This window comes from Peribacillus sp. NPDC058002, from assembly GCF_042886655.1.
Taxonomy (GTDB): Bacteria; Bacillota; Bacilli; order Bacillales; family DSM-1321; genus Peribacillus; species Peribacillus aracenensis.
On record NZ_JBHVQU010000034.1, the window covers coordinates 1 to 22,985 of the forward strand.

At 43.2% G+C, this 22,985-nt stretch carries 21 protein-coding genes and 1 riboswitch; of the genes, 15 read left to right on the forward strand and 6 right to left on the reverse strand.

The window, feature by feature from the left end; translation table 11 throughout:
• Positions 1 to 128: 128 nt before the first annotated feature.
• Positions 129 to 446: a hypothetical protein gene (locus ACFVSH_RS09100; protein ID WP_387602300.1), complete on the reverse strand. Its 318-nt coding sequence runs from the start codon at positions 444 to 446 to the stop codon at positions 129 to 131.
• A 177-nt stretch (positions 447 to 623) separates the two neighbouring features.
• Between ACFVSH_RS09100 and ACFVSH_RS09105 the strand changes: the two genes are divergently transcribed.
• From ACFVSH_RS09105 to ACFVSH_RS09115, 3 genes are all read left to right on the forward strand, one after another.
• Positions 624 to 1,697: a M42 family metallopeptidase gene (locus ACFVSH_RS09105; RefSeq protein ID WP_387602302.1), complete on the forward strand. Its 1,074-nt coding sequence runs from the start codon at positions 624 to 626 to the stop codon at positions 1,695 to 1,697.
• A gap of 81 nt (positions 1,698 to 1,778) precedes the next feature.
• Complete coding sequence (locus tag ACFVSH_RS09110) at positions 1,779 to 2,300, forward strand: DUF84 family protein (RefSeq protein WP_387602305.1); 522 nt, start codon at positions 1,779 to 1,781, stop codon at positions 2,298 to 2,300.
• A 118-nt stretch (positions 2,301 to 2,418) separates the two neighbouring features.
• Complete coding sequence (locus ACFVSH_RS09115) at positions 2,419 to 3,288, forward strand: GyrI-like domain-containing protein (RefSeq protein ID WP_387602307.1); 870 nt, start codon at positions 2,419 to 2,421, stop codon at positions 3,286 to 3,288.
• A 109-nt stretch (positions 3,289 to 3,397) separates the two neighbouring features.
• On the opposite strand, the gene ACFVSH_RS09120 is transcribed toward ACFVSH_RS09115, so the two are convergent.
• Entirely contained in the window at positions 3,398 to 3,847 is a 450-nt protein-coding gene (locus tag ACFVSH_RS09120) for a YtoQ family protein (RefSeq protein ID WP_387602310.1), read from the reverse strand.
• 123 nt (positions 3,848 to 3,970) lie between these two features.
• Here ACFVSH_RS09120 and ACFVSH_RS09125 point away from each other — a divergent pair, with 123 nt between their 5' ends.
• From ACFVSH_RS09125 to murC, 6 genes are all read left to right on the forward strand, one after another.
• Positions 3,971 to 4,477, forward strand: coding sequence for a hypothetical protein (locus ACFVSH_RS09125; RefSeq protein WP_387705706.1), 507 nt, complete (start codon positions 3,971 to 3,973; stop codon positions 4,475 to 4,477).
• 110 nt (positions 4,478 to 4,587) lie between these two features.
• Positions 4,588 to 4,899, forward strand: coding sequence for a thioredoxin family protein (locus ACFVSH_RS09130; RefSeq protein ID WP_260285461.1), 312 nt, complete (start codon positions 4,588 to 4,590; stop codon positions 4,897 to 4,899).
• 50 nt (positions 4,900 to 4,949) lie between these two features.
• On the forward strand, positions 4,950 to 5,756 hold the full coding sequence (locus ACFVSH_RS09135; protein ID WP_387602316.1) for a DUF1444 domain-containing protein: 807 nt from the start codon (positions 4,950 to 4,952) through the stop codon (positions 5,754 to 5,756).
• A 156-nt stretch (positions 5,757 to 5,912) separates the two neighbouring features.
• Positions 5,913 to 6,016: riboswitch (glycine riboswitch) on the forward strand.
• Between the two features lie 224 nt (positions 6,017 to 6,240).
• A complete protein-coding gene (locus tag ACFVSH_RS09140) occupies positions 6,241 to 7,428 on the forward strand; it encodes an amidohydrolase (RefSeq protein ID WP_387602628.1) in 1,188 nt (395 codons plus the stop codon).
• A 431-nt stretch (positions 7,429 to 7,859) separates the two neighbouring features.
• Positions 7,860 to 10,700 carry a DNA translocase FtsK gene (locus tag ACFVSH_RS09145; RefSeq protein WP_483878300.1) on the forward strand — a complete coding sequence of 947 codons (2,841 nt, stop codon included), beginning with the start codon at positions 7,860 to 7,862 and terminating at the stop codon, positions 10,698 to 10,700.
• Positions 10,701 to 10,986: 286 nt separating this feature from the next.
• Positions 10,987 to 12,291 (forward strand): UDP-N-acetylmuramate--L-alanine ligase, encoded by a 1,305-nt coding sequence (murC, locus tag ACFVSH_RS09150; RefSeq protein ID WP_387602319.1) that lies wholly within the window; start codon positions 10,987 to 10,989, stop codon positions 12,289 to 12,291.
• 54 nt (positions 12,292 to 12,345) lie between these two features.
• On the opposite strand, the gene ACFVSH_RS09155 is transcribed toward murC, so the two are convergent.
• On the reverse strand, positions 12,346 to 13,458 hold the full coding sequence (locus ACFVSH_RS09155) for an aminopeptidase (protein ID WP_387705708.1): 1,113 nt from the start codon (positions 13,456 to 13,458) through the stop codon (positions 12,346 to 12,348).
• Between the two features lie 231 nt (positions 13,459 to 13,689).
• Between ACFVSH_RS09155 and ACFVSH_RS09160 the strand changes: the two genes are divergently transcribed.
• The 5 genes from ACFVSH_RS09160 (at position 13,690) to ccpA (ending at position 18,234) form a co-directional block, all read left to right on the forward strand.
• Complete coding sequence (locus tag ACFVSH_RS09160) at positions 13,690 to 14,199, forward strand: DUF948 domain-containing protein (protein ID WP_260285456.1); 510 nt, start codon at positions 13,690 to 13,692, stop codon at positions 14,197 to 14,199.
• A gap of 49 nt (positions 14,200 to 14,248) precedes the next feature.
• The gene (locus tag ACFVSH_RS09165) at positions 14,249 to 14,821 is read left to right on the forward strand and encodes a YtxH domain-containing protein (protein WP_260285455.1); all 573 of its coding nucleotides are present in this window, start codon (positions 14,249 to 14,251) and stop codon (positions 14,819 to 14,821) included.
• A 129-nt stretch (positions 14,822 to 14,950) separates the two neighbouring features.
• Positions 14,951 to 15,277 (forward strand): bacillithiol system redox-active protein YtxJ, encoded by a 327-nt coding sequence (gene ytxJ, locus ACFVSH_RS09170; RefSeq protein ID WP_260285454.1) that lies wholly within the window; start codon positions 14,951 to 14,953, stop codon positions 15,275 to 15,277.
• Between the two features lie 494 nt (positions 15,278 to 15,771).
• Positions 15,772 to 16,848 carry a bifunctional 3-deoxy-7-phosphoheptulonate synthase/chorismate mutase gene (locus ACFVSH_RS09175; protein ID WP_034309244.1) on the forward strand — a complete coding sequence of 359 codons (1,077 nt, stop codon included), beginning with the start codon at positions 15,772 to 15,774 and terminating at the stop codon, positions 16,846 to 16,848.
• A gap of 381 nt (positions 16,849 to 17,229) precedes the next feature.
• Positions 17,230 to 18,234: a catabolite control protein A gene (gene ccpA / locus ACFVSH_RS09180; RefSeq protein WP_192206083.1), complete on the forward strand. Its 1,005-nt coding sequence runs from the start codon at positions 17,230 to 17,232 to the stop codon at positions 18,232 to 18,234.
• Between the two features lie 80 nt (positions 18,235 to 18,314).
• Here ccpA and ACFVSH_RS09185 read toward each other — a convergent pair whose 3' ends face one another.
• The 3 genes from ACFVSH_RS09185 to ACFVSH_RS09195 are packed head-to-tail and all read right to left on the reverse strand — an operon-like array spanning position 18,315 to position 20,798.
• Positions 18,315 to 19,496 (reverse strand): acetoin utilization protein AcuC, encoded by a 1,182-nt coding sequence (locus ACFVSH_RS09185; RefSeq protein WP_387705710.1) that lies wholly within the window; start codon positions 19,494 to 19,496, stop codon positions 18,315 to 18,317.
• Positions 19,489 to 20,139, reverse strand: a complete 651-nt coding sequence (locus ACFVSH_RS09190; RefSeq protein ID WP_260285451.1) for an acetoin utilization AcuB family protein — start codon at positions 20,137 to 20,139, stop codon at positions 19,489 to 19,491. The genes ACFVSH_RS09185 and ACFVSH_RS09190 overlap by 8 nt, the downstream gene beginning before the upstream one ends.
• Positions 20,140 to 20,165: 26 nt before the next feature.
• The gene (locus ACFVSH_RS09195) at positions 20,166 to 20,798 is read right to left on the reverse strand and encodes a GNAT family N-acetyltransferase (protein ID WP_387705712.1); all 633 of its coding nucleotides are present in this window, start codon (positions 20,796 to 20,798) and stop codon (positions 20,166 to 20,168) included.
• 345 nt (positions 20,799 to 21,143) lie between these two features.
• Here ACFVSH_RS09195 and acsA point away from each other — a divergent pair, with 345 nt between their 5' ends.
• Positions 21,144 to 22,862 (forward strand): acetate--CoA ligase, encoded by a 1,719-nt coding sequence (gene acsA / locus ACFVSH_RS09200; protein ID WP_387705714.1) that lies wholly within the window; start codon positions 21,144 to 21,146, stop codon positions 22,860 to 22,862.
• Positions 22,863 to 22,985: the final 123 nt, after the last annotated feature.

Consider the following 22,985-nt stretch of genomic DNA (forward strand, 5'->3'; position numbering starts at 1 on the left):
GATGATGCCCAGTACTGTGCCATCAAATGGGATGTAACGGGTAAGGAAATAATAGCCGAATTGAAAAGGAAGCGATAAGGGGGAAAGCAAAAGGAGGACGTCATTTTGACGGCCCTCCTGTTGTTGTTTCAATCATTTTGCGCATTAAGCTCCAATATCGTTCCTGTTGAGGCATCTGCAACAAATTCGAATTGCTCGCGTTTACCCTCTGTGTTTCTGGTGATCCCGCCTTTGTACACTTCATAATCCAAATCATTTTTTGTATAGCTCTCCGGCTTCATCAAAATCCATGAGCCATATATATTTCCATCCTTTTTGACCGTTTCCTTCACTTGGGCCAAGACTTTATCGGGAGAAGGTTTACTTGATTGATCCAATAGCTGTTTTGTCGCATAGCCAGCAGCAAACCCGGCTGCAGTACCTAATAAAAACGTTTTCCAATTCATTGATTTCTCCTCCATTGCATTTATTAAAATCGCTTCTTCCAGTATACAGAAGAACGCTTTATTTGACTAATAATTTGAAATTTTACCCATTAACTGATAAATTAGAACTTTCTAGTGTATCACGATGCTAAGTTCTGTAAAATAGTAAGAAACAATACATAAGTTAGGGGTAGAAAAATGAATCATGAGACTTTAGAGCTTTTTAAAACATTGACGGAATTACCGGGAGCCTCGGGAAATGAACATGCAGTTCGGAGTTTCATGAAGAGGGAGCTGGAAAAGTATTCGGATGAAATCGTCCAGGATCGCCTTGGCGGAATATTTGGCGTAAAAAGAGGCGATGAGGATGGGCCGACTGTACTAGTTGCCGGACACATGGATGAAGTGGGATTCATGGTCACCTCCGTAACAGAAAACGGGATGATCCGCTTTCAGACTTTGGGAGGCTGGTGGAGTCAAGTGCTATTGGCCCAAAGAGTCGAGATCATAACCGATAACGGTCCGGTCATTGGTGTCATCGGTTCGATTCCGCCCCATTTGCTTGATGAATCGCAACGCTCAAAACCAATGGATATCAAAAATATGCTGATTGATATCGGTGCGGATGATAAGGAAGATGCGAAGAGAATCGGTATAAAGCCAGGTCAGCAGATTGTACCGATTTGTCCATTCACTCCCATGGCCAATGAGAAGAAAATCCTCGCAAAAGCGTGGGATAATCGTTACGGCTGCGGACTTGCGATAGAATTGTTAAAGGATTTAAAAGGTGAAACGTTACCGAATATCTTATATTCCGGGGCAACCGTCCAGGAGGAAGTTGGATTAAGGGGTGCGCAAACTGCAGCACATATGATCAAACCGGATCTTTTCTTCGCTTTGGATGCAAGTCCGGCGAATGATATGTCCGGCAGTAAGAATGAATTTGGCCAGCTAGGAAAAGGGGCACTGCTCCGCATTTTCGATCGTTCGATGGTCACTCATCGCGGCATGAGGGAATTCATCCTTGATACGGCCGAGTCGAATGAGATTCCATATCAATATTTCGTATCCCAAGGCGGCACGGATGCAGGGCAAGTCCATATTGCAAACGAAGGCATTCCAAGCGGGGTGATTGGCATTTGTTCCCGCTATATTCATACACATGCATCCATGATTCATATTGATGATTATGCCGCTGCACGTGAACTGATTGGGAAATTGGTTCGTTCCTGTGATAAAACGACATTCGAGACCTTGATTAATAACGGTTGATGGTGGAAGCTGAAATGGAAAGGGATGCTGTCATGTATCCTTTTCCATCAGCTTTTTTTACATAGAAGGAAGGTAATTATATTGAAAATAGCAGTAGGCAGTAAGAATCCGGCGAAAGTAAGTGCCGTGCTTGGTGTATATGAAGATGCAGAAATCATTTCGCTTCAAGTGGAGAGCGGGGTCCCGGAACAGCCTTTTTCAGACGAGGAAACGATGGAGGGGGCAATGACACGTGCCCGGAACTGCTTGATTCACAGTGATGCCGAAATGGGCATCGGGCTTGAAGGCGGTGTCGTGAAAATGGGACAGGCCCTGTTTTTGTGTAATTGGGGTGCAATGGCAACAAGGGACGGTGAGGTCTTTGTAGCTGCCGGAGCGAGAATCCCAATTCCGGGAATTGTTGCTGAGAAGCTGCTGGACGGTGAAGAGCTGGGCCCGGTGATGGACGCCTTCACAAGGCAAGAGAATATTAGCAAAAAGGAAGGAGCGATCGGCGTATTTACAAATGAGCGAATCACCAGGGGGGACATGTTCCTTCATATCATGAGGATGCTTGCCGGTCAACACGAGTATAAGCTGAAAAAGAAAAAACAGGATTTTTGAATCCCCGTCATGGAAAAGCGGGTTTCGAATGATGGAAACGAATACTGCCAAAACAGAGCAGGAACGGACAGGATTTTATTGAGCGGCCTTGCTAGTATAGTAACAAGGGGGGAACGAAATGGGGTGGGTTGAATCAATCCAAAAGGCCATCGAATATATCGAGGAGCACTTATTGGAGGACCTGACGATCGAGAGCATTTCCAGGCAGGCGAATGCCTCAGCTTTTCATTTTCAACGGACTTTCACCATCTTAACGGATATAACCATTGGTGACTATATCCGTCGTCGAAGACTGACCTTAGCGGCCCAGGAGATTTCATCAACAAATGGCAAGGTCATTGATTTAGCCTACAAGTATGGCTATGACACCCCCGAGGCATTCTCGAAAGCTTTTCGAAGGCAGCATGGGGTATCTCCAAGCGAAGCCCGAAAGTATATGGGGAAACTGAAATTCTATGAACGCCTGGTGATACAGGTGATTCTGAAAGGGGCAAAACCGATGAAATACAATATCCTTGAAAGGGATTCCTTTCAATTGATTGGAATCAAGCAGGAGTTTTCTTTGGTTAATGAAGAGAATTTAATCGGGATTCCAAAGTTGTGGGAGAAAGTGAATGCGGATGGAACAGGTGATAGGTTAGCTAAGCTGAACAATGGCCAAATAGATGGCTTGATTGGTGTATGTGTCGATAAGCGGACTGTGGAAAAAAATGAAACGATGGATTATTGGATAGGAGCAGAGTATGCCGGGAAAGTGCCTGAAGAGTTTTCAACCCTTACGATACCGGCTTCCAAGTGGGTTGCATTCGAAGTTCACGGACCTATGCCTGATGCCATCCAACAAGCTTGGAAACGAATTTTTTCCGAATGGTTCCCTACCAGCGGTTATGAACATGCCGGAACTCCAGAATTGGAAGTATACGCGAATGACGACGCTTCAAACCCTGACTATTACTCTGAAATTTGGATTCCCATAAAAAAGGGATAAGTTAAAAAATTCTTTTCGCTTGCAGGGGAGGCCCTGCAAGCCTTTTTTCATTTCTTTATAATGATCAAACATTCATACTTGAGCTGAGCAGTTAAGGGGCAGGGAGTTTTTACAGCCCTTCTTCAAAAATATAAGAAAGCACTTTCATCGCTTGATTAACGGATTCTACCGTGACACTCGCCTTTTCCGATAATTCCTTTAAGGCATGATGATGGGATTCCGGACGAATCAAAATAAGCGGTTTACCCAGGGAAATGGCGGTGCTTGCGTCCATGGCGGTATTCCACTGTTTATATTTCTCGCCAAATAGAGCGACAACAAGATCAGCTTTTTTCATCAAAAGAGCTGTCCGCAAATTATTGATTTGGGAAGCTGCCGCATCCTTCAGGATGGGATTCGGCTGTTCCCCGAGGATATCTTCACCGATATTATCGGAGCGATCATGATTTTCCATCGGGCCTACAAATTCTAAAGGGAGCTTCAGTGCAGCGGCCTTCTCTCTCAGCTCACTTCTCCAATTCGAATGGATCTCCCCAGCAAGATACACGGTTAACTTCATTGTTTTCCTCCTCGGTATTAAAATTGCTTTCATTGTACCATGTTTTTTAGAAAATGGATGAATCCCATAAATAAGGATAATATTATCCATAAGGTAGTAAAAGAGACGGCTGGAGGAATGACGATGGCTTTATCGAATAAGAATATTCTTGTTTTCCTGTTGATAAGCAGTTTGATCGCGGGCTGCTCAGGTATTGAGAGACAAACCGAAAAGGCAATGAAGGCTGCTGAAGTGGCTTTTCGTGACGATGAAAAACAGCCCAATCAAGGGGCGGGGCTAATTCAGGTTTATCTGCCAAAGGATTTTAAAGTAGTGGAAGAACATGATAATAATTTGATTTTACAAAAAGATGATAAGATTTATATATTATTTGTCAATCCAAATGAAAAAGAAGACAGCTCCGTGTTATATTTGGCGATAAAAGAACAAGATGATCAAAATGTAATGCAACATTCTTTCCAAACCGATGATAAATTCGGCTTTATTTCGGTCAAAGAGATACCGAAAGAAAAGTATGAGCTTGCAGTGGGGATCGGCGGGGTGAAGCTGACAACCGAAACGGATAAAGACCAATTAAAAACCGATGCAAAACAAATGATGGAAATCGTTTCATCCGTGCCCCAGAAATAAGCTTTATCACGGCCGTTCAACCGATCCGTATTAATGGTTGATTTCTGGAGAGTCTGGTATGATGGGATTATAAAAACTATGGTGTCATTTAGAGCAGGAGGAATATTCAAATGGAAAATTTACAAACCGTTGAGCAATATGATGCATTGAAAAATGAAGGCAAACATATCTTTCTTTTTTCAGCGACATGGTGCGGGGATTGCCGTGTAATCGAACCGATCATGCCGGAGATTGAAACGAAATTTCCTGACTTTACATTCATTCATGTGGACCGTGATGAATTCATCGATGTGTGTGCGGCGAATGATGTATTCGGCATACCAAGTTTCATCGCGTATGATAATGGTGTAGAGCTAGGCAGATTCGTGAGCAAGGATCGCAAAACGCAAGAACAAATTGAGGAATTCATTCAATCACTATAATTAATTTCCCCTTCTCGCTGGGGATTTTTCAATGAAGAGGAGGGTCAGTCATGAAAATGGACAGCACGAAGCTGAAAAATATCCTGAAAGAACGTTTAAAAGATGAAAATCGCACATTCAAATTCGATAGCAAGCAAGATACGTTACGGGTGGAAAATGTGAAGACCGGGAAGGGGATCACCATCGAGTTGCCTCCTGTACTTGCTAACTATGAAAACGTACAGGAAAAGGCCATCGATGAAATTATCTATTACGTGGAAGAGGCCCTGAATGTGATGGGGGGAGAACACAGCATGGAAGGCAAGGAGAAATTCATTTTCCCAGTCATCCGCTCGACCTCCTTTCCAATGGAATCGGAAGCAGGAAATCCATTTTTATTCGATGAGCATACGGCTGAAACCCGGATTTTTTATGCCCTTGATTTAGGGAAAACCTACCGTCTTATAGATGAAAAGATGATTCAACGGGAAAATTGGCAGGGTGACAGGATCCGTGAAATTGCCCTTTTCAATGCCCGTTCCCTCTCCACTGAAATGAAGTCGGATATCGTTGCAGGTAATGCATTTTATTTTTTGAACACGAATGATGGGTATGATGCCAGCAGGATCCTGAATGAATCATGGCTTCGGGAAATGAAGGACAAGGTCGAGGGAACCATGGCTGTTGCCATTCCCCATCAGGATGTCATCATCATTGCCGATGTGAAGAATGATACGGGCTATGATATTCTTGCTCAAATGGCGATGAGCTTCTTTGCCAGCGGGCATGTTCCGATAACGGCTCTATCATTTCTTTACGAAGAAAATGAGTTGGAGCCCATCTTCATTATGGGTAAAAACAAAAAGCGTGAACAATGATATATTAAACTTTAAAAGGACCGTGTCAGCATCTGACATCGGTCCTTTTAAAGTTTAATAGAGTTTATGACTCTTAGAGTTGATATTTATTTTTTTATCGGTGATAATTAAATTGTAATATTTTGAAAATACAGAATAAAACGATAGAACGAGCGTATGAACGTTGTGGGAGAGTGCAAAGCATTGAGCCGCCGAGGGAGCAAGTTCCGAAAATATCGCTTGGAGCAAATCTCTCAGGTAAATGGAACCGCAGCTGGACGCAACTCTGGACAGCGCGCAGGAAGTGTGCCGCCAACTGGGAAATCTCCACGACCAAAATGGAGTTGAATTCTCAGGTGAAAAGACAGAGAAGGGAGCGGCAGGTTTGCGCAACCCTTCTCTGTCCTTTTTTAATTGGCTTTATGCATACAAAAGGTTTGCAGCGAACACGGAACTTACTAATATGCCAATCAACTTAAAATAATGGGGGAGAATAATCGTGAATGTGAAAAGCAAATTAATGAACATGCTGGAAGCCCGTAAAGAGGAAATGGTTCAAATCCGCCGTCATTTACACGAGAATCCGGAGCTATCCTTCAAAGAAGAGAAAACGGCAAAATATATCATTGATTTTTATAACGGGAAAGATGTATCGATTCAAACGAATGCAGGAAATGGATTAGGGATCATCGTGACGATCGAAGGCGGGAAACCAGGGAAAACGATAGGTCTCCGTGCCGATTTCGATGCACTGCCGATTACAGAAGAAGCGGAGGTTCCGTTCCGTTCAAAAAATGAAGGTGTCATGCATGCCTGCGGACACGATGGGCATACCGCTTATTTATTGGTACTGGCAGACTGCATCATTGAGCTGAAGGATTCCCTATCAGGTACGATCAAAATAATTCATCAACATGCAGAAGAAACACCTCCTGGTGGAGCGAAGAGCATCATGGAATCAGGGGTTTTGGATGAACTGGACGCTGTCTTCGGAATCCATTTATTCCCTTCGCATCCAGCAGGGGTCGTCGGGTATCGCAGCGGCTATTCGATGGCTGGACGGACCTATTTCAAATTAGCCATAAAGGGTGTAGGCGGCCATGGTTCCTCCCCGCATATGGCTAATGATACCATTGTGGCAGGCGCCCATTTCGTGACAGCCGTACAAACCGTAATCAGCCGCCGCTTGAACCCTTTTGATATGGGCGTAGTCACAATCGGCTCCTTCGATGGAAAGGGAAGCTTTAATGTCATTAAAGATCGTATAGAAATTGAAGGGGATGTCCGTTATATGACGGCAGAGACCCAGCAGCTGATCGATAAGGAAATCCACCGGATCGTTAAAGGGATAGAAACGGAATTTGATGTTCAGTGCGAGCTTACATATGTGCCCGATTATCCTCCGTTATATAATGACCCTGAACTGACTGGATTCGTGAAAAATAGCCTGGAAAGCATGAATGACAAAGATATTAAGAATGTTGTGGAATTTCCGGTTTTCTCAGGTTCGGAAGATTTTTCGTATTATGCAGAAAAGATTCCTGGCTGCTTCTTTTACATTGGCTGTAAACCGAAAGGGGTGGAGAAGGCCTATTTCAATCACCATCCTAAATTCGATATTGATGAAGAGGCCCTTTTGATCGCCTCCAAATCAGTGGCGCAGGTTGTATGCAGTTTTTATGAATGGAAATAGTCTTCTTTGATCTTTGTTTGCAAAAAAAAAACGCAGAAACCCACAAAACACCGTTCGGTATTAACGAACGGTGTTTTATGGGTTGCGGCATGTATTTGAATGCCGCCGGCGGTTTCATGAAGGATGTTGCAATGAATTGGCCAGTCTGCTTCCAAGGCTGCATGAAAACTTAATCTCTTTGTAAACGCGATTTAACAGCGGTGTTTTATTTAAATAGTAGACTAGGGGCTAATGTTAATTCGCAATTGATAGGTTTAAACTCATTCCAGAAGGGGTTTAATAGGGTAGGAGTTCTGCGAACTACGTTAAGTTAGCAGGAATGCGATAAAAAATATAGATGCCAATCCCAATTCAGCTTAAATTTTCTCGATATTTTTAAAATAACTGGTAGAATTAGTTACATAACTACAGATGTAGAAAGAGTGATAGTTTTGAAATGGCTAAATAAGATGAAAAAATGGTTCCAAGCAGAGGAAATTATTGAAATCGAAGAAATTATTATAGATGAGCCGCTTGATGAAGAGACATTAAAGAAAATGGATTTTTCAAAGCTTTCGAAGTCAAAGAAAGAAGAAATAAAAGATTATAATCAAAAAGTGGAAAAAATGTCCCAGACGCCAGACCCGGATACGAAAATCCTGTTTCAATATCCAAAAGGACAGTTCAAGTTTCCGCTCATTCCAGACCGGGAGCAGAATAAAAGAAAGCCTAGGGAAAGGAACAGGGAAGAAAATGAACCCAAACAGGGGAAAAATGTGACCAAAGAAACAACGAAAAGGCCTGTAAGGGATAGTGAACCAAAACGGAGAAGCTTCGACCGGGAGGAAACCTCAAAAATAGTCCCGTCAAATACTCCATTCCGCCCAACGGAAATCCCTTCACCCATTTATGGGTTCCGTCGTCCGGAAAAAAAAATAGTCCCACCTGAAGAAATTGTCGAATATGAATTAGAAAGCAAAATGCCCATCCTAAAAAAAGAAAGAGCCGATATCGAGATTCCGGTATCGATCCCTGAAATTCCAAAAGAAGTGTCACATGAGGAAATGACGATAGAGCCATCCGTTCTTATACCGGGAAATGCGGAAGAAAAAAGGGGAGATTCGGAGATACCCGCTTTCTTTCGCAGGAATTCCATAGAGTCACTGCCCGAAGAAGCAGTAAGCGAGCCTGACATAATTGAGCCTGCGGTGGAAAAAGAGGCTATTGAACAGGACCAGGTCGATTTTGGACGCGAAGTCGCTGTATCCATCATCGAACAGGCCGACGACACACCGCCTGAAGCTATATCGGTTCCGGAGGAGGTTGCTGCACAATCAAATCAACCATCCGTCAGTCAAGGGACACTGCCTGAAGATTCATCAGAGGCAACACCTGAGGGGCAGCCAAAACGTCCGAAAAAACATATCCCATTCAATGTGATGATGCTTAAGCAAGACCGGGAAAAAAACAGCTTCATGGATAAGATGATGCCGGAAAAAAAAAGCCTTAATTCGGATAGGGCAGTAGCTTCACCTGATAAGCTACCAATGAATGATGCTGCTGAAATGGAGGCAGGACAAGCGACACCATCCGCCATTCCTGAACGGAAACAGGAGGAGGGCAGAGTTATGCCGAAAGAGGGGACTCCGATCATTAAACCAACCTTTTTGGACACGAAGGCTGGTTCGGAAACCGTCGCCGAGCCTGAAAATACAGTTGAATCCAATATGGGTTCCGGTTCGGTCTCTAGGCCGCTCTTGGAGCAGGAATCCCTTTCTGGAAATGGGTATCAAGAAGCACTTTATACAGAGGCGGCAGCAGAAAGTGGCCAGGGCGATACCCCGGCAGTTTATGGCTCCGTGGAAGCGGAGGATAATCCATATTATGTGTTTCCGAATATCGAATTGCTGACACCTCCCACTTATGCTGTGCATGATGATGAGTGGCTCGAGGAACAGACTTTATTACTTGATGAGACATTGAAAAATTTCAATGTCCGTGCAAAGGTCGTCAATGTCACTCAAGGACCGGCAGTAACTCGTTTCGAGGTGCATCCGGAACCGGGAGTGAAGGTGAATAAGGTGACGAACCTGATGGATGACATTAAATTAAGCCTTGCTGCTCAGGATATGCGGATGGAAGCGCCCATTCCCGGTAAACATACAATAGGCATCGAGATTCCGAACAGGAAAAGCAAACCGGTATTTTTGCGTGAGGTTTTGGAAAGTACTGAGTTTCAAGAGCATGAATCACCGCTTGCTGTCGCTTTAGGACTCGATATATCAGGTCAGCCGATCATCACGGATTTGAGAAAGATGCCGCATGGATTGATAGCCGGGCAAACGGGATCGGGGAAAAGTGTCTGTATCAACACGATGCTGGTCAGCTTGCTGTATAAAGCGACGCCGCAGGAGTTGAAATTACTCTTGATTGATCCGAAAATGGTCGAGCTCGCCCCTTATAACCGGATCCCGCATTTGGTCAGTCCAGTCATAACCGATGTAAAAGCCGCTACGGCTGCGTTGAAATGGGCTGTAGAAGAGATGGAACGGCGTTATGAATTGTTTGTACATGCTGGTGTGCGTGATATCACCCGCTTTAATGACCAAGCGGAAAAAGCCGGTCAATATTCAAGCAAGCTGCCTTATATCCTGGTGATCATCGATGAGCTTGCGGATCTAATGATGATGTCCCCGGCTGATGTAGAGGAAGCGATTTGCCGGATTGCGCAAAAGGCCCGTGCCTGCGGCATTCATTTGATTGTAGCCACTCAAAGACCTTCAGTCGATGTCATAACGGGATTGATCAAGGCAAATATCCCGACAAGGATCGCTTTTTCAGTTTCTTCACAAGTCGACTCCCGTACAATCATCGATAGCGGCGGTGCAGAAAAATTATTGGGAAGAGGAGATATGTTATTCGCCGAAAACGGCTCATCGAAAACGGTGCGCCTGCAAGGGACTTTTGTGAGTGATGAAGAAATCGATCAAGTCGTCAACCACGTAAAACTTGAACAGCAGCCGAAGTACCTGTTTGAACAGGAAGACTTGCTGAACAGGGCCGAGGTCATGGAAGAAGCGGATGAACTGTTTTTCGAGGCATGTGAATTTGTCGTGAGCCAGCAGGCTGCATCTGCATCGAGTGTCCAAAGGCGCTTCCGTGTCGGCTATAACCGTGCAGCGCGTCTAATAGAAATGATGGAGCAACGGGGTGTCGTTTCCGAATCCAGGGGCTCAAGGCCCAGGGATGTATTGATTACGGAAGAAGAACTGGAATTTTTACATGTTAATTAAGAGAACCTAATAAAAGGAAATTGAATATAATGTGAAAGGGTGAAAACCCTTTTTTATCACCTAAATTGAGGGAAAAACCAATGATTTGATAAATTGGCATCTGCCTGACATGGATGAATGAATAAAAAAGTGATATAATAGTTTTTTGTTGATGAATGATTAAAAATAAGAGCTTGAAAAACCTATTAAGAAATTGCGTTACTAACAAGTCTCGTAATGGAAAAAACAAATAAAAGATGACGTCATATACTGTCATACAGGTAGACGATTGGTGGAGGTTCGCTTTATGACTGCTTACCATTTTGTGGGAATTAAAGGATCGGGTATGAGTGCTCTTGCACAAATACTGCATGATATGAATATTGAAGTGCAGGGTTCCGATTACGAAAAAGAATTTTTTACACAATTGGCATTAGAAAAAGCCGGGATTAAAATCCTTCCTTTTAACGAGGAAAATATTCAACCTGGAATGACAATCATTGCAGGAAATGCGTTTCCGGATAGTCATCCGGAAATCGTGAAGGCAAAAGAACTTGATTTGCCGATTATCCGTTATCACCGCTTCCTAGGTGATTTCATGAAAAATTTCATTAGCGTGGCCGTTACGGGAGCGCATGGTAAAACATCGACGACCGGCTTGCTTGCCCATGTAATGGGGGGCGCTAAACCGACATCCTTCTTAATTGGGGATGGAACGGGTAAAGGAATCGTGAATTCTGATTACTTCGTATTCGAAGCATGTGAATATCGCCGTCATTTCCTTTCCTATTATCCGGATTATGCAATAATGACGAATATCGATTTTGATCATCCTGATTATTACGCCAATGTCGAAGACGTGTTCGAGGCTTTCCAAACGATGGCCCTTCAAGTCAACAAAGGCATCATTGCGTGCGGGGATGATGAGCATTTACCACATATTCAGGCGAAAGTACCGGTTATTTTTTACGGATTTGCAGAAGGAAATGATTTTCAAGCGAAAAATGTTTCCGTCACTCCGGATGGCACGACGTTTGATGTGCATGTAAGGAACAATTACTATGATACATTCACTATTCCTACTTTTGGAAAGCATAATGTATTGAATGCACTTGGTGTCATTGCACTTTGTAAATATGAAAACTTGGATACGGAAGCTGTGAAAGCCCATTTGCGGACTTTTGGCGGAGTTAAACGCCGGTTCTCCGAAAAGGAAATCGGAAGTCAGATCATCATTGATGATTATGCACACCATCCGACCGAGATCTCTGCAACTGTCGACTCGGCTCGTCAGAAATATCCAGAGCGTGAAGTTGTTGCAGTATTCCAGCCACATACTTTCTCGAGAACGCAGGCATTCCTGGATGAATTCGCCGACAGCTTGAATTTGGCCGACAAAGTATACTTATGTGAAATTTTTGGATCTGCTCGTGAACATCAAGGGAAGTTATCGATTGAAGATCTTCAAGATAAGATTCCCGGTGCCGAGCTGATTACGGAGAACACAACATCAAAATTGCAACATCATGAAAACAGTGTCGTGTTATTCATGGGTGCGGGGGACATTCAAAAGTTCCAGGCAGCCTACGAGCATTCACTGCAGGTAAAATAAAAAAAACGACCATCCGTTAGTAGCGGGTCGGTCGTTTTTTTATTGGTTTTTATGTTATTTCAAATTTTCAGGATTTAAATTTTCCAATTCCGGTAAAACGAAGCGGCCGTCCTTACGTATCAAGACGTCATCAAAATGGATTTCCCCGCCGCCATATTCAGGCCGCTGGATATTGACCAGGTCCCAGTGAATGTCTGAATGGTTTCCGTTAAAGGCATCATCATAGCATTGCCCGGGAGTGAAATGAAAACTTCCATCAATTTTTTCATCAAAGAGGATATCTTGCATCGGGTGTAGAATATATGGATTTACACCAATTGCAAATTCACCGACATATCGTGCGCCTTCATCAGTATCAAAAATTTTGTTGATGCGTTCCGAATCATTCGCAACCGCTTCAACGATTTTTCCATCCTTGAATGTCAACTTCACGTTTTCAAAAGTAAAACCCTGATAAGGGGACGGAGTATTATACGAAATCACTCCATTGATGGAATCTTTAACCGGGGCCGTATATACTTCACCGTCAGGAATGTTCAGCTCACCCGCACATTTGATGGCTTTGATGTCTTTGATGGAGAAGGTTAAGTCCGTACCGGGCCCAGTTAAGCGGACCTTATCCGTTTTATCCATCAATTCAACAAGATTGTCCATTGCTGCGCTCATTTTGCCATAGTCGAGGTTGCAGACTTCGAAATAAAAGTCTTCAAATGCTTCTGTACTCATTTTGGCTAATTGGGCCATTGAATTTGTCGGGTAGCGAAGTACGACCCATTTTGTATTTGGCACGCGGATATTTCTATGTACTTTACCGACTGTCTGTCCATGAATCGCCATCTTCTCAGAAGGGACATCGGATTGTTCATTGATATTATCCCCGGCACGAAGCCCGATATAAGCATCCATCTGTTTCATTACGTTTGCTTCAAACTCACCCATCAACTTGTACTGTTCTTCTTTGGCACCCATCAGCAAGGCACGATCCACTTGGTGATCCTTTAAAAGGACGAATGGGTAACCACCTGCTGCATAGGCTTCATTCACAAGTGCGTTAACAAGTTCACGCTGCAATCCGAAGTTTTCGATCAAGATTCTTTCACCTTTTTGAAGCTTCACGGAATAATTGATTAAGTTTTTGGCCAATGTACCAATTCTGGGATCTTTCATAAAAAATACCTCCATTGTTTAAATTCGACTTATCTTTTCTATCATACCCGATTTCCTGCCATAAGTGTCACCTATGAATTTCACGGAGGAACTGGATGCAGACAACAATATTTCCAGATTAGGGTTTGATAGGGTATATTGAAAAAATAAATAAGTTTATAATAATAGGGAAGGGGTAATTAATATCTAACAGCTATTAAATAAGTCGATTTTTATTTCGGAGGTGTTCCAATGGAGATTATTTTGTACGTAAGTGCTGCAGTTGCAGCGATAGCTTTTTTGGTACTTGTTATTTTTCTAACAAAGGTACTGACATCACTTCAAACTACCCTGGACAGTGTGGCCCGGACGCTGACAGGACTAGAGAGCCAAATGCAGGGCATAACGCTCGAAACTACTCAGTTATTACATAAAACGAATACGTTGGCTGAAGATTTGCAGCAAAAGTCGGAAAACCTGAACACGGTGGTGGATGCAGTGAAGGATGTAGGCACATCCATCTCTAGCTTTAATTCTTCCATCCAAAAGGTTTCCCATAAAGTGCAGGCTGAGATTGATAATAATCAAGAACGAATCTCACAAATTGTACAATGGAGCAATGTAGCCATGGAGATCAGGGACAAGTGGAAGGCCAGAAGCAAACAGGCTGCCCCGACCCCTACTGAAAGGGCGGAGTTAGAAAGGGAAGCGCTTGAAACAGATGACCTGCCTAAAAAAAGGTTTTTACGTTCTAGATCTTAAGATCTAGTTAAATAAAAAAATGAACTGAAAATTGAAAGGGGAATGTATTATGACTCAAAAAGAATTTCCGACAAAAGATTATCAGAAATCATATGAGGACGAACGCGACTCGATCAATTCTAAGGACTTTATGATTGGCGCCTTGATTGGCGGCATGATCGGAGCGGCCACAGCTTTATTCATGGCTCCGAAAACAGGCAAGGAATTAAGGAATGATTTCAATGAACAAGCTAGAAACATTTCAGAGAAAACAGAAAGATTAAGACAAACGGCGATGGAAAAAGGGACAGTCCTTGCTGATACTGCAAAAGAAAAAACGAGCTCTGTCACGGAAATCGTTTCCAATAAATCCTCAAATATCGTCAATAAAGTGAAAAGCCTAAAAACGGGAAAAGAAAACGGGGACGCGGCTGATGATACGACGAATTCCAGCAATAAGGATATAGATGTAACCGGAACTTCCGATGCTCCTATCGTATCCGTCGAAACGAACTTTGCTAACGGAAATGACTCGGAAAATAATCCTGCAGATCCTACAAGCGGAAACAAGAATGCTGCAAAATTAAAACTTGATGAAGCGAAAAAGGCATTTGATGAAACAGAGAATAATCTAAAGAAATAAATTCCTTGGATTCCTTCAAAGGGGATGAAAAGGCATAAAGGGACGAAGAATAAGGCGGTGAAGTGCTTTGATGGCTTCATCGCCTTTTTGATGGTAAGATTTATATGGACAAGGAAAGGAGATCGTTTTATGGTCATGAGTAAAATCGAAACAGAAGAACAATTCAATGAGCTTCTAAAAGAGGATACATTCCTGCTTTTCAAGCATAGTGTAACATGCCCGGTCAGTGCTGAAGCATTTGAACAATATCAGAGGTACATCTTGGAGAACGAACAACTTAAAACGGCCTATTTAGCCGTTCAGGAAGCTCGTCCACTATCTAACTATGTGGCAGAAACATTTGATGTCAAACATCAATCACCTCAGGCCATCCTTTTTAAAGGTGGAAAACCTGCCTGGAATGAATCTCATTGGCGGATTACATATGATTCATTGAGCAAGGCCATTACTGAATGAATGAATGAAGGCCGGATCCCTTTAGTAAGGGGTCGGGCCTTTTATTATTCCATTTGGTGGCCATGGGAATTTTAAACGGTCTCCAGGGGAACCCTTTTCTTTAAAGGCCCTTCCTGTTCAAGTGGAAGACGATTTGATCATGTCCAATTTCTCTTTAAGGTAAAATATCGATTAAATTATAGCTTTCTTGTTCTATTTCCAATATAATTCCTACAATGGATTGTTCCAATATTCAGTCTAATTCGTTTTTCCTGCATGTAACACCTGATTTTATGCATTCATAACTTTAATGCTTAAAAGCGTTTAATTATTAAAGAAAAATATAGTGACATTTATGGACACTTCATTTATAATTGATTTAATCATACATGAAATATTCTAAATTTTTCATTGATAATACAATCGGGTGGACATTCGAGGATCCAGATGGGATTTTTTTAGTTGGAGTCCGCTGAACCGATTTCTATTTTAAAAAACGAAGGGATGGATATGTAATGAGCAACAAAGAGCTTGATGGACTTCGTAATCAACTGGATGATGTGAACCTTCAGTTATTACATCTTATTAATCAACGTGCTGAACTTGTACAGGAAATTGGTCGCGTTAAAGAAAAACAAGGTGTAAACCGTTACGATCCGGTCCGTGAAAGAACAATGCTGGATCTTATCGAAGCCAATAATCAAGGACCGCTTGATCTTGGTTCGATTAAACATATTTTCAAAGAAATCTTTAAATTAGGCTTGGAGCTTCAAAAAGATGATCAGAAGAAAACGCTTCTTGTATCAAGAAAACAAAAGGCTGAAGACACGATCATCGACATTAAAGGTGAATTGGTAGGTAACGGAATCCCTAGCTTCGTTTTCGGACCATGTGCCGTTGAATCTTATGAACAAACAGCTGCGGTGGCGGAAGTCATTAAAGCTAAAGGCCTGAAATTGATGCGCGGCGGTGCATTTAAGCCACGTACATCTCCATATGACTTCCAAGGGCTTGGTTTGGAAGGTTTACAAATACTTAAACGTGTTGCTGATGAATACGGCTTGGCTGTTATCAGTGAAATCGTGAGTGCCAACGATATTGAAGCGGCGATCGATCATATCGATGTCATCCAAATCGGTGCGCGCAACATGCAAAACTTCGACTTGCTTAAAGCTGCAGGTGCTGTAAATAAACCAGTTCTTTTAAAGCGTGGACTGGCGGCAACGATCGAAGAGTTCATTCATGCAGCGGAATACATCATGTCGCAGGGCAATGGCAACATCATCCTTTGTGAACGCGGTATCCGTACTTACGAAAAAGCAACAAGAAATACACTTGATATCTCGGCTGTACCGATTTTAAAACAAGAAACTCATTTACCGGTCATGGTTGATGTGACGCATTCAACTGGACGTCGCGATCTTCTCCTTCCTACGGCTAAAGCGGCTCTTGCAATCGGTGCTGACGGTGTTATGGCTGAAGTGCATCCAGATCCTTCCGTTGCTTTATCTGATTCTGCACAGCAAATGGACTTCAAACAATTTGATGAATTCTACGATGAAATTAAACGTTTGAACTGGGTAACAGTATAAACCAAGAAAGTCTTTAAATGATCTACTTACGGCCCTTACCAACTTGGCAAGGGCTTTTTTTAATGGTAAAATACTAGTTTTTACAGAAAAAGCTTCGAAATAAGCACTATTGGATTGCAGGAAAGATTCTACTATCGTATGATAAATAACAAGAATGAGAACTGTTCGGAAGATTGAGTCATACATAAAGTGATATCTATGTGAATTTTATACTTAAATAGGGTATTGAATATTTGACTGAGAAGAGAGTAGGACTGCATTTTTGTTAGGCAGGTCGTTCCTAAAATAATCTTCCTTATAGAGAAAAACGCATAAAAAATCTTTTTCCGAAATAATTCGGGTCTTTTATGGGGAAAATGAAAGAAATGGAGGAATGGATGAATGAATAATATAACCATTTATGATGTGGCGCGTGAGGCGAATGTTTCCATGGCCACCGTTTCCCGCGTAGTTAACGGGAATCCAAATGTAAAGCCTGCAACAAGGAAGAAAGTTTCCGATGTGATTGAGAAGTTAGGGTATCGCCCCAATGCAGTGGCAAGGGGACTTGCCTCAAAGAAAACGACTACAGTCGGGGTTATCATCCCGGATATCTCGAGCATCTTTTTTGCCGAATTGGCACGGGGCATAGAAGATATAGCCACAATGTATAAATACAATATCATTCTTAGCAGTTCTGATGAGAATATAGATAAGGAATTCCATTTGCTGAATACGATGCTTGGAAAACAAGTGGATGGTATCGTGTTCATGGGCGGCAACATCTCTGATGAGCATGTTAAAGAGTTTAAGAATTCACCGGTTCCAATCGTTCTGGCAGGTTCGGTGGATGAAAGCGGGCAAGTTCCATCGGTTAATATTGATTATGAGGCGGCGGCATTTGACGCAGTGACATTCTTTGCTAATAAAGGCCACAAGCATATCGCTTTTGTAAGCGGAAACCCTTCCGCGCTGATTAATGAAATGAAATTGACTGGTTATAAACGAGGATTGAAAGAAGCTGGTCTTTCATTTGATGAAAGTTATATTGTTGAAGGTGATTATACATATGATTCAGGAATTGAATCTTTTGAAAAGTACCTGGAAGTTGAAGACAGACCGACGGCATTCATCGCCGGTGCTGATGAAATGGCTCTTGGAATTGTCCATGCCGCACAGGACAAAGGGTATAATGTACCGGAAGACTTTGAAGTGATCAGCTTCGATAACACAAGATTGACATTGATGGTGCGTCCGCAAATCACCACGATCGTTCAACCTTTATATGACATTGGTGCAGTTGCGATGAGGCTCCTTACAAAGTTGATGAATAAAGAACAAGTGGAGGAAGGTCTTGAAAAAGTGATCCTCCCGCACCGGATTGAAAACCGACAATCAACGAAATAAACTTGTTTGGAGAGTGTCCCGGAGGGCACTCTCTTTTTATTTCCCAACCCGAACAAAAAAGATCGTTTTTCAACGATCTTTTAACTTTGTTCATTGCTTTTCGACGTTTGCTTGGAAGACCTGATGGGATAAAGGGCCTTTTCAAGCGTCAGGGCATTCTTCTCGGTAATTTCAGGCTTCCTGGGAATCGGTTCGTAAATATCCTCCATGTCATCCCATTCATCCGGCAGCGTGACAGGAGACTCAGGCTGCCAGCAATCGAGCCATTCCTTTGATAGGGGACCAGATAGATCATTGTTTGTCATTTCAAGCCAGACCCTCGCCCAAGCCCTCGGGACGACGCGCCATATATCATATCCGCCGCCGCCTACTGCAATCCACCGTCCTTCGCAAAACTTATGGGCCATTTCGTGGGCCAACTTTGGTATTTCCCTATAAATCTTCATGGTGGCAGATAAATGGGTGAGCGGATCGTAATAATGGGAATCCGCCCCGTTTTGCGTTAATATGACATCCGGTTTGAAGAATTCAATAACCTCCTTAAAGGAAGCCCTATAACATTCGAGCCAGGATTCATCTTCAGTGAACGCATCGACCGGGATGTTGAATGAATAGCCGTAGCCTTTTCCCTGGCCCCGCTCGTTAATATTGCCGGTGCCGGGAAATAAGTAGCGCCCCGTTTCATGAATGGATAGGGTGCATACATCGGGATCATCATAAAATGACCATTGGACTCCATCACCATGATGTGCATCGGTATCGACATACAAGACACGTGCCCCATATTTTTTTTGCAGGTATTTAATCGCGACCGAACTATCATTGTAAATGCAAAAGCCTGAGGCCTTCCCCCGGAAACCGTGATGCAGGCCCCCGCCAAGATTAAGTGCGTGCTGGGACTGACCGGTCATGACGGCATCCACAGCCGTCAAGGTACCGCCTACAAGCAAGGCACTCGCTTCGTGCATTTTGGGGAAGATAGGGGTATCCTCTGTTCCCAGTCCATAATTTACTGCCTTTTCAGGGGGGAGCATTCCCTGGCCCGCCAGTTTGACAGCGTTTACATAATGGTGATCATGGATCAGTTCCAATTCTTCAACGGTAGCCATTCTGGGCTTGATAATTTGATCATCATTGATGGCATGGTGTTTTTTTAATAAATCAAGCGTGAGTTTAAGCCGCTTTTGATTGAATGGATGTTCATCGTTGAATTTGTAGGTAAGCAGTTCATCCGAATAGACGAAAAGGGAGGTGTCATTCATGTGAAATCCCCGGTAGGCTAGGCCATAAAACGGTATAGCCTTCTTTCTTCAAATCCTCCACCACCATAAATGGATTCATCGTCTGTACACGAATGACAAGAATTTTATAATCGCTTCCATTTTTTTCAGGATAAACAAGGGTGCTCAGGATATTCGAATTGCGCCTTTTGAAAATATGGGCAATATCATGAAGGGAACCTGCCTTATCCGGGATTCTGATTTCAATTTGGGAACCGGGCTGATTGACTCCAGTCAACTCAACGTATGAATGAAGTAAATCGGAACCGGTTATGATGCCCACTAACTTCCTTCCCGTTACGATTGGAAGGCAGCTGATATTGTTATCACAGAAAACAGCCCCGATTTCTTCCACGAAATCCAGCGGGTGCCCCGTGATTATTTCCGTTTTCATGATGCTTGATAATGGTTTTTGTAAATCATTTTTGTATTCTGCGGTACGGAATATAGAAGGTGCAGCATCCCGAATATCTCGGTCGCTGACTAATCCCACAAGATGATAGCTGTCATCGACAATGGGTATATGGCGAATCCGCTTCTCCTTGATGATCATGACAGCGCTATGGATTGTATCTGTTGGAGTGAGGGTGATAATATCCTCATTCATTATTGTTTCTACAATCATTTTCCTTCCTCCTCTTATTCGCCTCTTTAATACATAAATCGATTCATAAAACGCAATTGGTCGAACTTCTGGATGGATTCAGGCGGGACTCTTTTGCCGATACGGGCCATCAGGCAGTTGGCCGGGTGGGAACTGATTTCAGGATCATCTGTTGCAAAGTAGACCAAGCCACCCGCACTCATCATTTTCTCCATGACTTTGCGATAATCCCAAATATTCAGGCCTGTCCCTTTCAAATCCCAATGCCAATAGTATTCAGTGGTGATGATGATGAAGTCTTCAACCGAATCGTCTTCCATGGAAAGGCGGATCAGGTTCTTCCCGACGGAGGCACCCCGGTATTTAGGGATGACCTCGATTGCGCCAAGCTCAATCAGGTCCTCCATCTTAATTTCCGACCAGCGCTCCAAGGGATCGGGATATAAGTAAGTTACATACCCCACGATCGTTTCATTTTCACGGGCGATGAAGATCCTGCCCTCAGGCAAGTCTGCAATCTCTATTAACGCTTTATGCTGCAAAGCAGGCGGGCGAAAGGCGACCAAATCTTCGTGAAACCCATAACCGGACATCTTTTCGCCATTCAACGGACCTTCGATGATGAGCGTCCCGCTCGATGTCTGCAGTTCTTTAGTATAAAAGGTCTTATTATATTCCATTCTTTCACCACCCTTGTTATGTAGTAATCTTACACTCTGGCATTCCGGAGTAAAAGAAGCGTTGCTTTTAAAAACTGACCGAATGGAAAGCTTAAATAAATTATACATAAAAACAAGGGGCATAATTTAGAAAGTTCAACACATATATGAATCTTTTGTTACAGTGCTTCCTCTTTCCCAGCCATCAACATGAATTCACCTTAACTCTACCATACTTGTCATTCTCAAAATTCAGCAAGCAGGATTTTCCCTAATATGGAAGCTCTTAATATTTTAAAAATTGAGAAAATTGTCTTTTTATACTATAATAAAAATATAGAGCCGAATGAAGGGGGAGTTTGTCGTATGAATGTGAAAGCGTTGCCAGTAGTGGAAGGTAATTTTAATTTAAAGAATTATGATGAAAAATACAAGAAGTTTGACTGGTCTGAGACGGAAAAGGAATTCTCCTGGTCTGAAACCGGTAAAGTGAATCTTGCATATGAAGCCATCGACCGCCATGCCGAAACATACAAAAAGAATAAGATAGCCCTTTATTACAAAGACGATAAAAGAAATGAAAAGTATACATTCAAGGAAATGAAAGATTATACGAATCAAGCGGCCAATGTGTTCAAGAACATTGCAAATGTGGAAAAAGGTGATCGAGTTTTCATCTTCATGCCTCGCTCCCCGGAGCTTTATTTTGCATTGTTGGGTGCGATTAAAACGGGAGCGGTCGTTGGGCCGTTGTTCGAAGCCTTCATGGAAGGCGCAATAAGGGATCGCCTTGAAGATAGTGAGGCAAGTGTGATTGTGACGACACCTGAACTATTGCCGCGCGTCCCAGTGGATGAGCTACCCCATTTAAAGCATATTTTCTTGGTGGGGGAAAATATAAAAGAAGAAGGAAAGTACCATCACTTCAATAAAAAATTAAAAGAAGCCGACAAAGATTTCGATATTGAATGGGTGGATCGGAATGACGGTCTGATTCTTCACTATACCTCCGGTTCCACAGGCAGACCAAAAGGAGTGCTTCATGTCCATAATGCGATGATCCAGCATTATCAAACGGCAAGGTGGGTCCTTGATTTGCAGGATGAGGATGTGTATTGGTGCACAGCGGACCCTGGATGGGTGACAGGGACGTCTTACGGGATTTTTGGACCTTGGCTGACAGGAACCTCGAATGTCATTGTAGGCGGGCGGTTCAAGCCTGAATCCTGGTACAAGACCTTGGAGGACTTTGGTGTCACGGTATGGTATAGTGCCCCGACGGCCTTCAGGATGCTGATGGGCGCAGGTGACGAAATCGTTAAGCGGTTCGATTTAAGCACTCTCCGCCATATCTTAAGTGTCGGTGAACCGTTGAATCCGGAAGTGGTGCGCTGGGGAATGAAGGTATTCAATCATCGTATCCATGATACATGGTGGATGACGGAGACCGGGGCTCAGGTCATCTGCAATTATCCTTGCCTGGAAATCAAACCGGGTTCGATGGGCAAACCGATTCCTGGTGTGAAGGCGGCGATAGTGGATGATCAAGGCAACGAGCTTCCGCCGCATAGAATGGGGAACCTTGCCATCAAGAAAGGTTGGCCATCGATGATGAAGACCGTCTGGAAGAATGAAGCGAAATATGAATCTTACTTTATGCCAGGTGATTGGTATGTTTCGGGAGATTCCGCATATATGGATGAAGATGGTTATTTCTGGTTTCAAGGCCGTGTTGATGATGTCATCATGACGGCAGGGGAGAGAGTCGGACCTTTCGAAGTGGAAAGCAAGTTGGTCGAGCATCCTGCCGTAGCTGAAGCGGGGGTCATCGGTAAGCCGGATCCGGTTCGGGGGGAAATTATCAAAGCGTTTATCGCCCTTCGTGACGGATACGATGCAAACGATGAGTTGATTGAGGAAATTCGTACATTTGTAAAGCATGGTCTAGCAGCACATGCGGCACCTCGTGAAATTGAATTCAGGGATAAACTTCCTAAAACAAGAAGCGGTAAAATCATGCGCCGTGTCCTGAAAGCTTGGGAACTTGATTTGCCAACTGGTGATTTATCATCGATGGAGGATTGAGAAACTGAGCCGTGCTGATTAATGAAAAGGAAAAGGCATCCATTGTCCCTTTCATGGATGCCTTTTTGGGAGATTATAAGGAAACAGGCTGTCGGGTTCGCCCGACAGCCTGTTTTAGTTCAA

Coding starts and splice junctions, on each gene's coding strand:
- ACFVSH_RS09100 (WP_387602300.1), bottom strand. CDS start 446: ATGAATTGGAAAACGTTTTTATTAGGTACTGCAGCCGGGTTTGCTGCT.
- ACFVSH_RS09105 (WP_387602302.1), top strand. CDS start 624: ATGAATCATGAGACTTTAGAGCTTTTTAAAACATTGACGGAATTACCG.
- ACFVSH_RS09115 (WP_387602307.1), top strand. CDS start 2,419: ATGGGGTGGGTTGAATCAATCCAAAAGGCCATCGAATATATCGAGGAG.
- ACFVSH_RS09120 (WP_387602310.1), bottom strand. CDS start 3,847: ATGAAGTTAACCGTGTATCTTGCTGGGGAGATCCATTCGAATTGGAGA.
- ACFVSH_RS09125 (WP_387705706.1), top strand. CDS start 3,971: ATGGCTTTATCGAATAAGAATATTCTTGTTTTCCTGTTGATAAGCAGT.
- ACFVSH_RS09130 (WP_260285461.1), top strand. CDS start 4,588: ATGGAAAATTTACAAACCGTTGAGCAATATGATGCATTGAAAAATGAA.
- ACFVSH_RS09135 (WP_387602316.1), top strand. CDS start 4,950: ATGAAAATGGACAGCACGAAGCTGAAAAATATCCTGAAAGAACGTTTA.
- murC (WP_387602319.1), top strand. CDS start 10,987: ATGACTGCTTACCATTTTGTGGGAATTAAAGGATCGGGTATGAGTGCT.
- ACFVSH_RS09155 (WP_387705708.1), bottom strand. CDS start 13,458: ATGAAAGATCCCAGAATTGGTACATTGGCCAAAAACTTAATCAATTAT.
- ACFVSH_RS09160 (WP_260285456.1), top strand. CDS start 13,690: ATGGAGATTATTTTGTACGTAAGTGCTGCAGTTGCAGCGATAGCTTTT.
- ACFVSH_RS09165 (WP_260285455.1), top strand. CDS start 14,249: ATGACTCAAAAAGAATTTCCGACAAAAGATTATCAGAAATCATATGAG.
- ytxJ (WP_260285454.1), top strand. CDS start 14,951: ATGGTCATGAGTAAAATCGAAACAGAAGAACAATTCAATGAGCTTCTA.
- ACFVSH_RS09175 (WP_034309244.1), top strand. CDS start 15,772: ATGAGCAACAAAGAGCTTGATGGACTTCGTAATCAACTGGATGATGTG.
- ccpA (WP_192206083.1), top strand. CDS start 17,230: ATGAATAATATAACCATTTATGATGTGGCGCGTGAGGCGAATGTTTCC.
- ACFVSH_RS09185 (WP_387705710.1), bottom strand. CDS start 19,496: ATGAATGACACCTCCCTTTTCGTCTATTCGGATGAACTGCTTACCTAC.
- ACFVSH_RS09190 (WP_260285451.1), bottom strand. CDS start 20,139: ATGATTGTAGAAACAATAATGAATGAGGATATTATCACCCTCACTCCA.
- ACFVSH_RS09195 (WP_387705712.1), bottom strand. CDS start 20,798: ATGGAATATAATAAGACCTTTTATACTAAAGAACTGCAGACATCGAGC.
- acsA (WP_387705714.1), top strand. CDS start 21,144: ATGAATGTGAAAGCGTTGCCAGTAGTGGAAGGTAATTTTAATTTAAAG.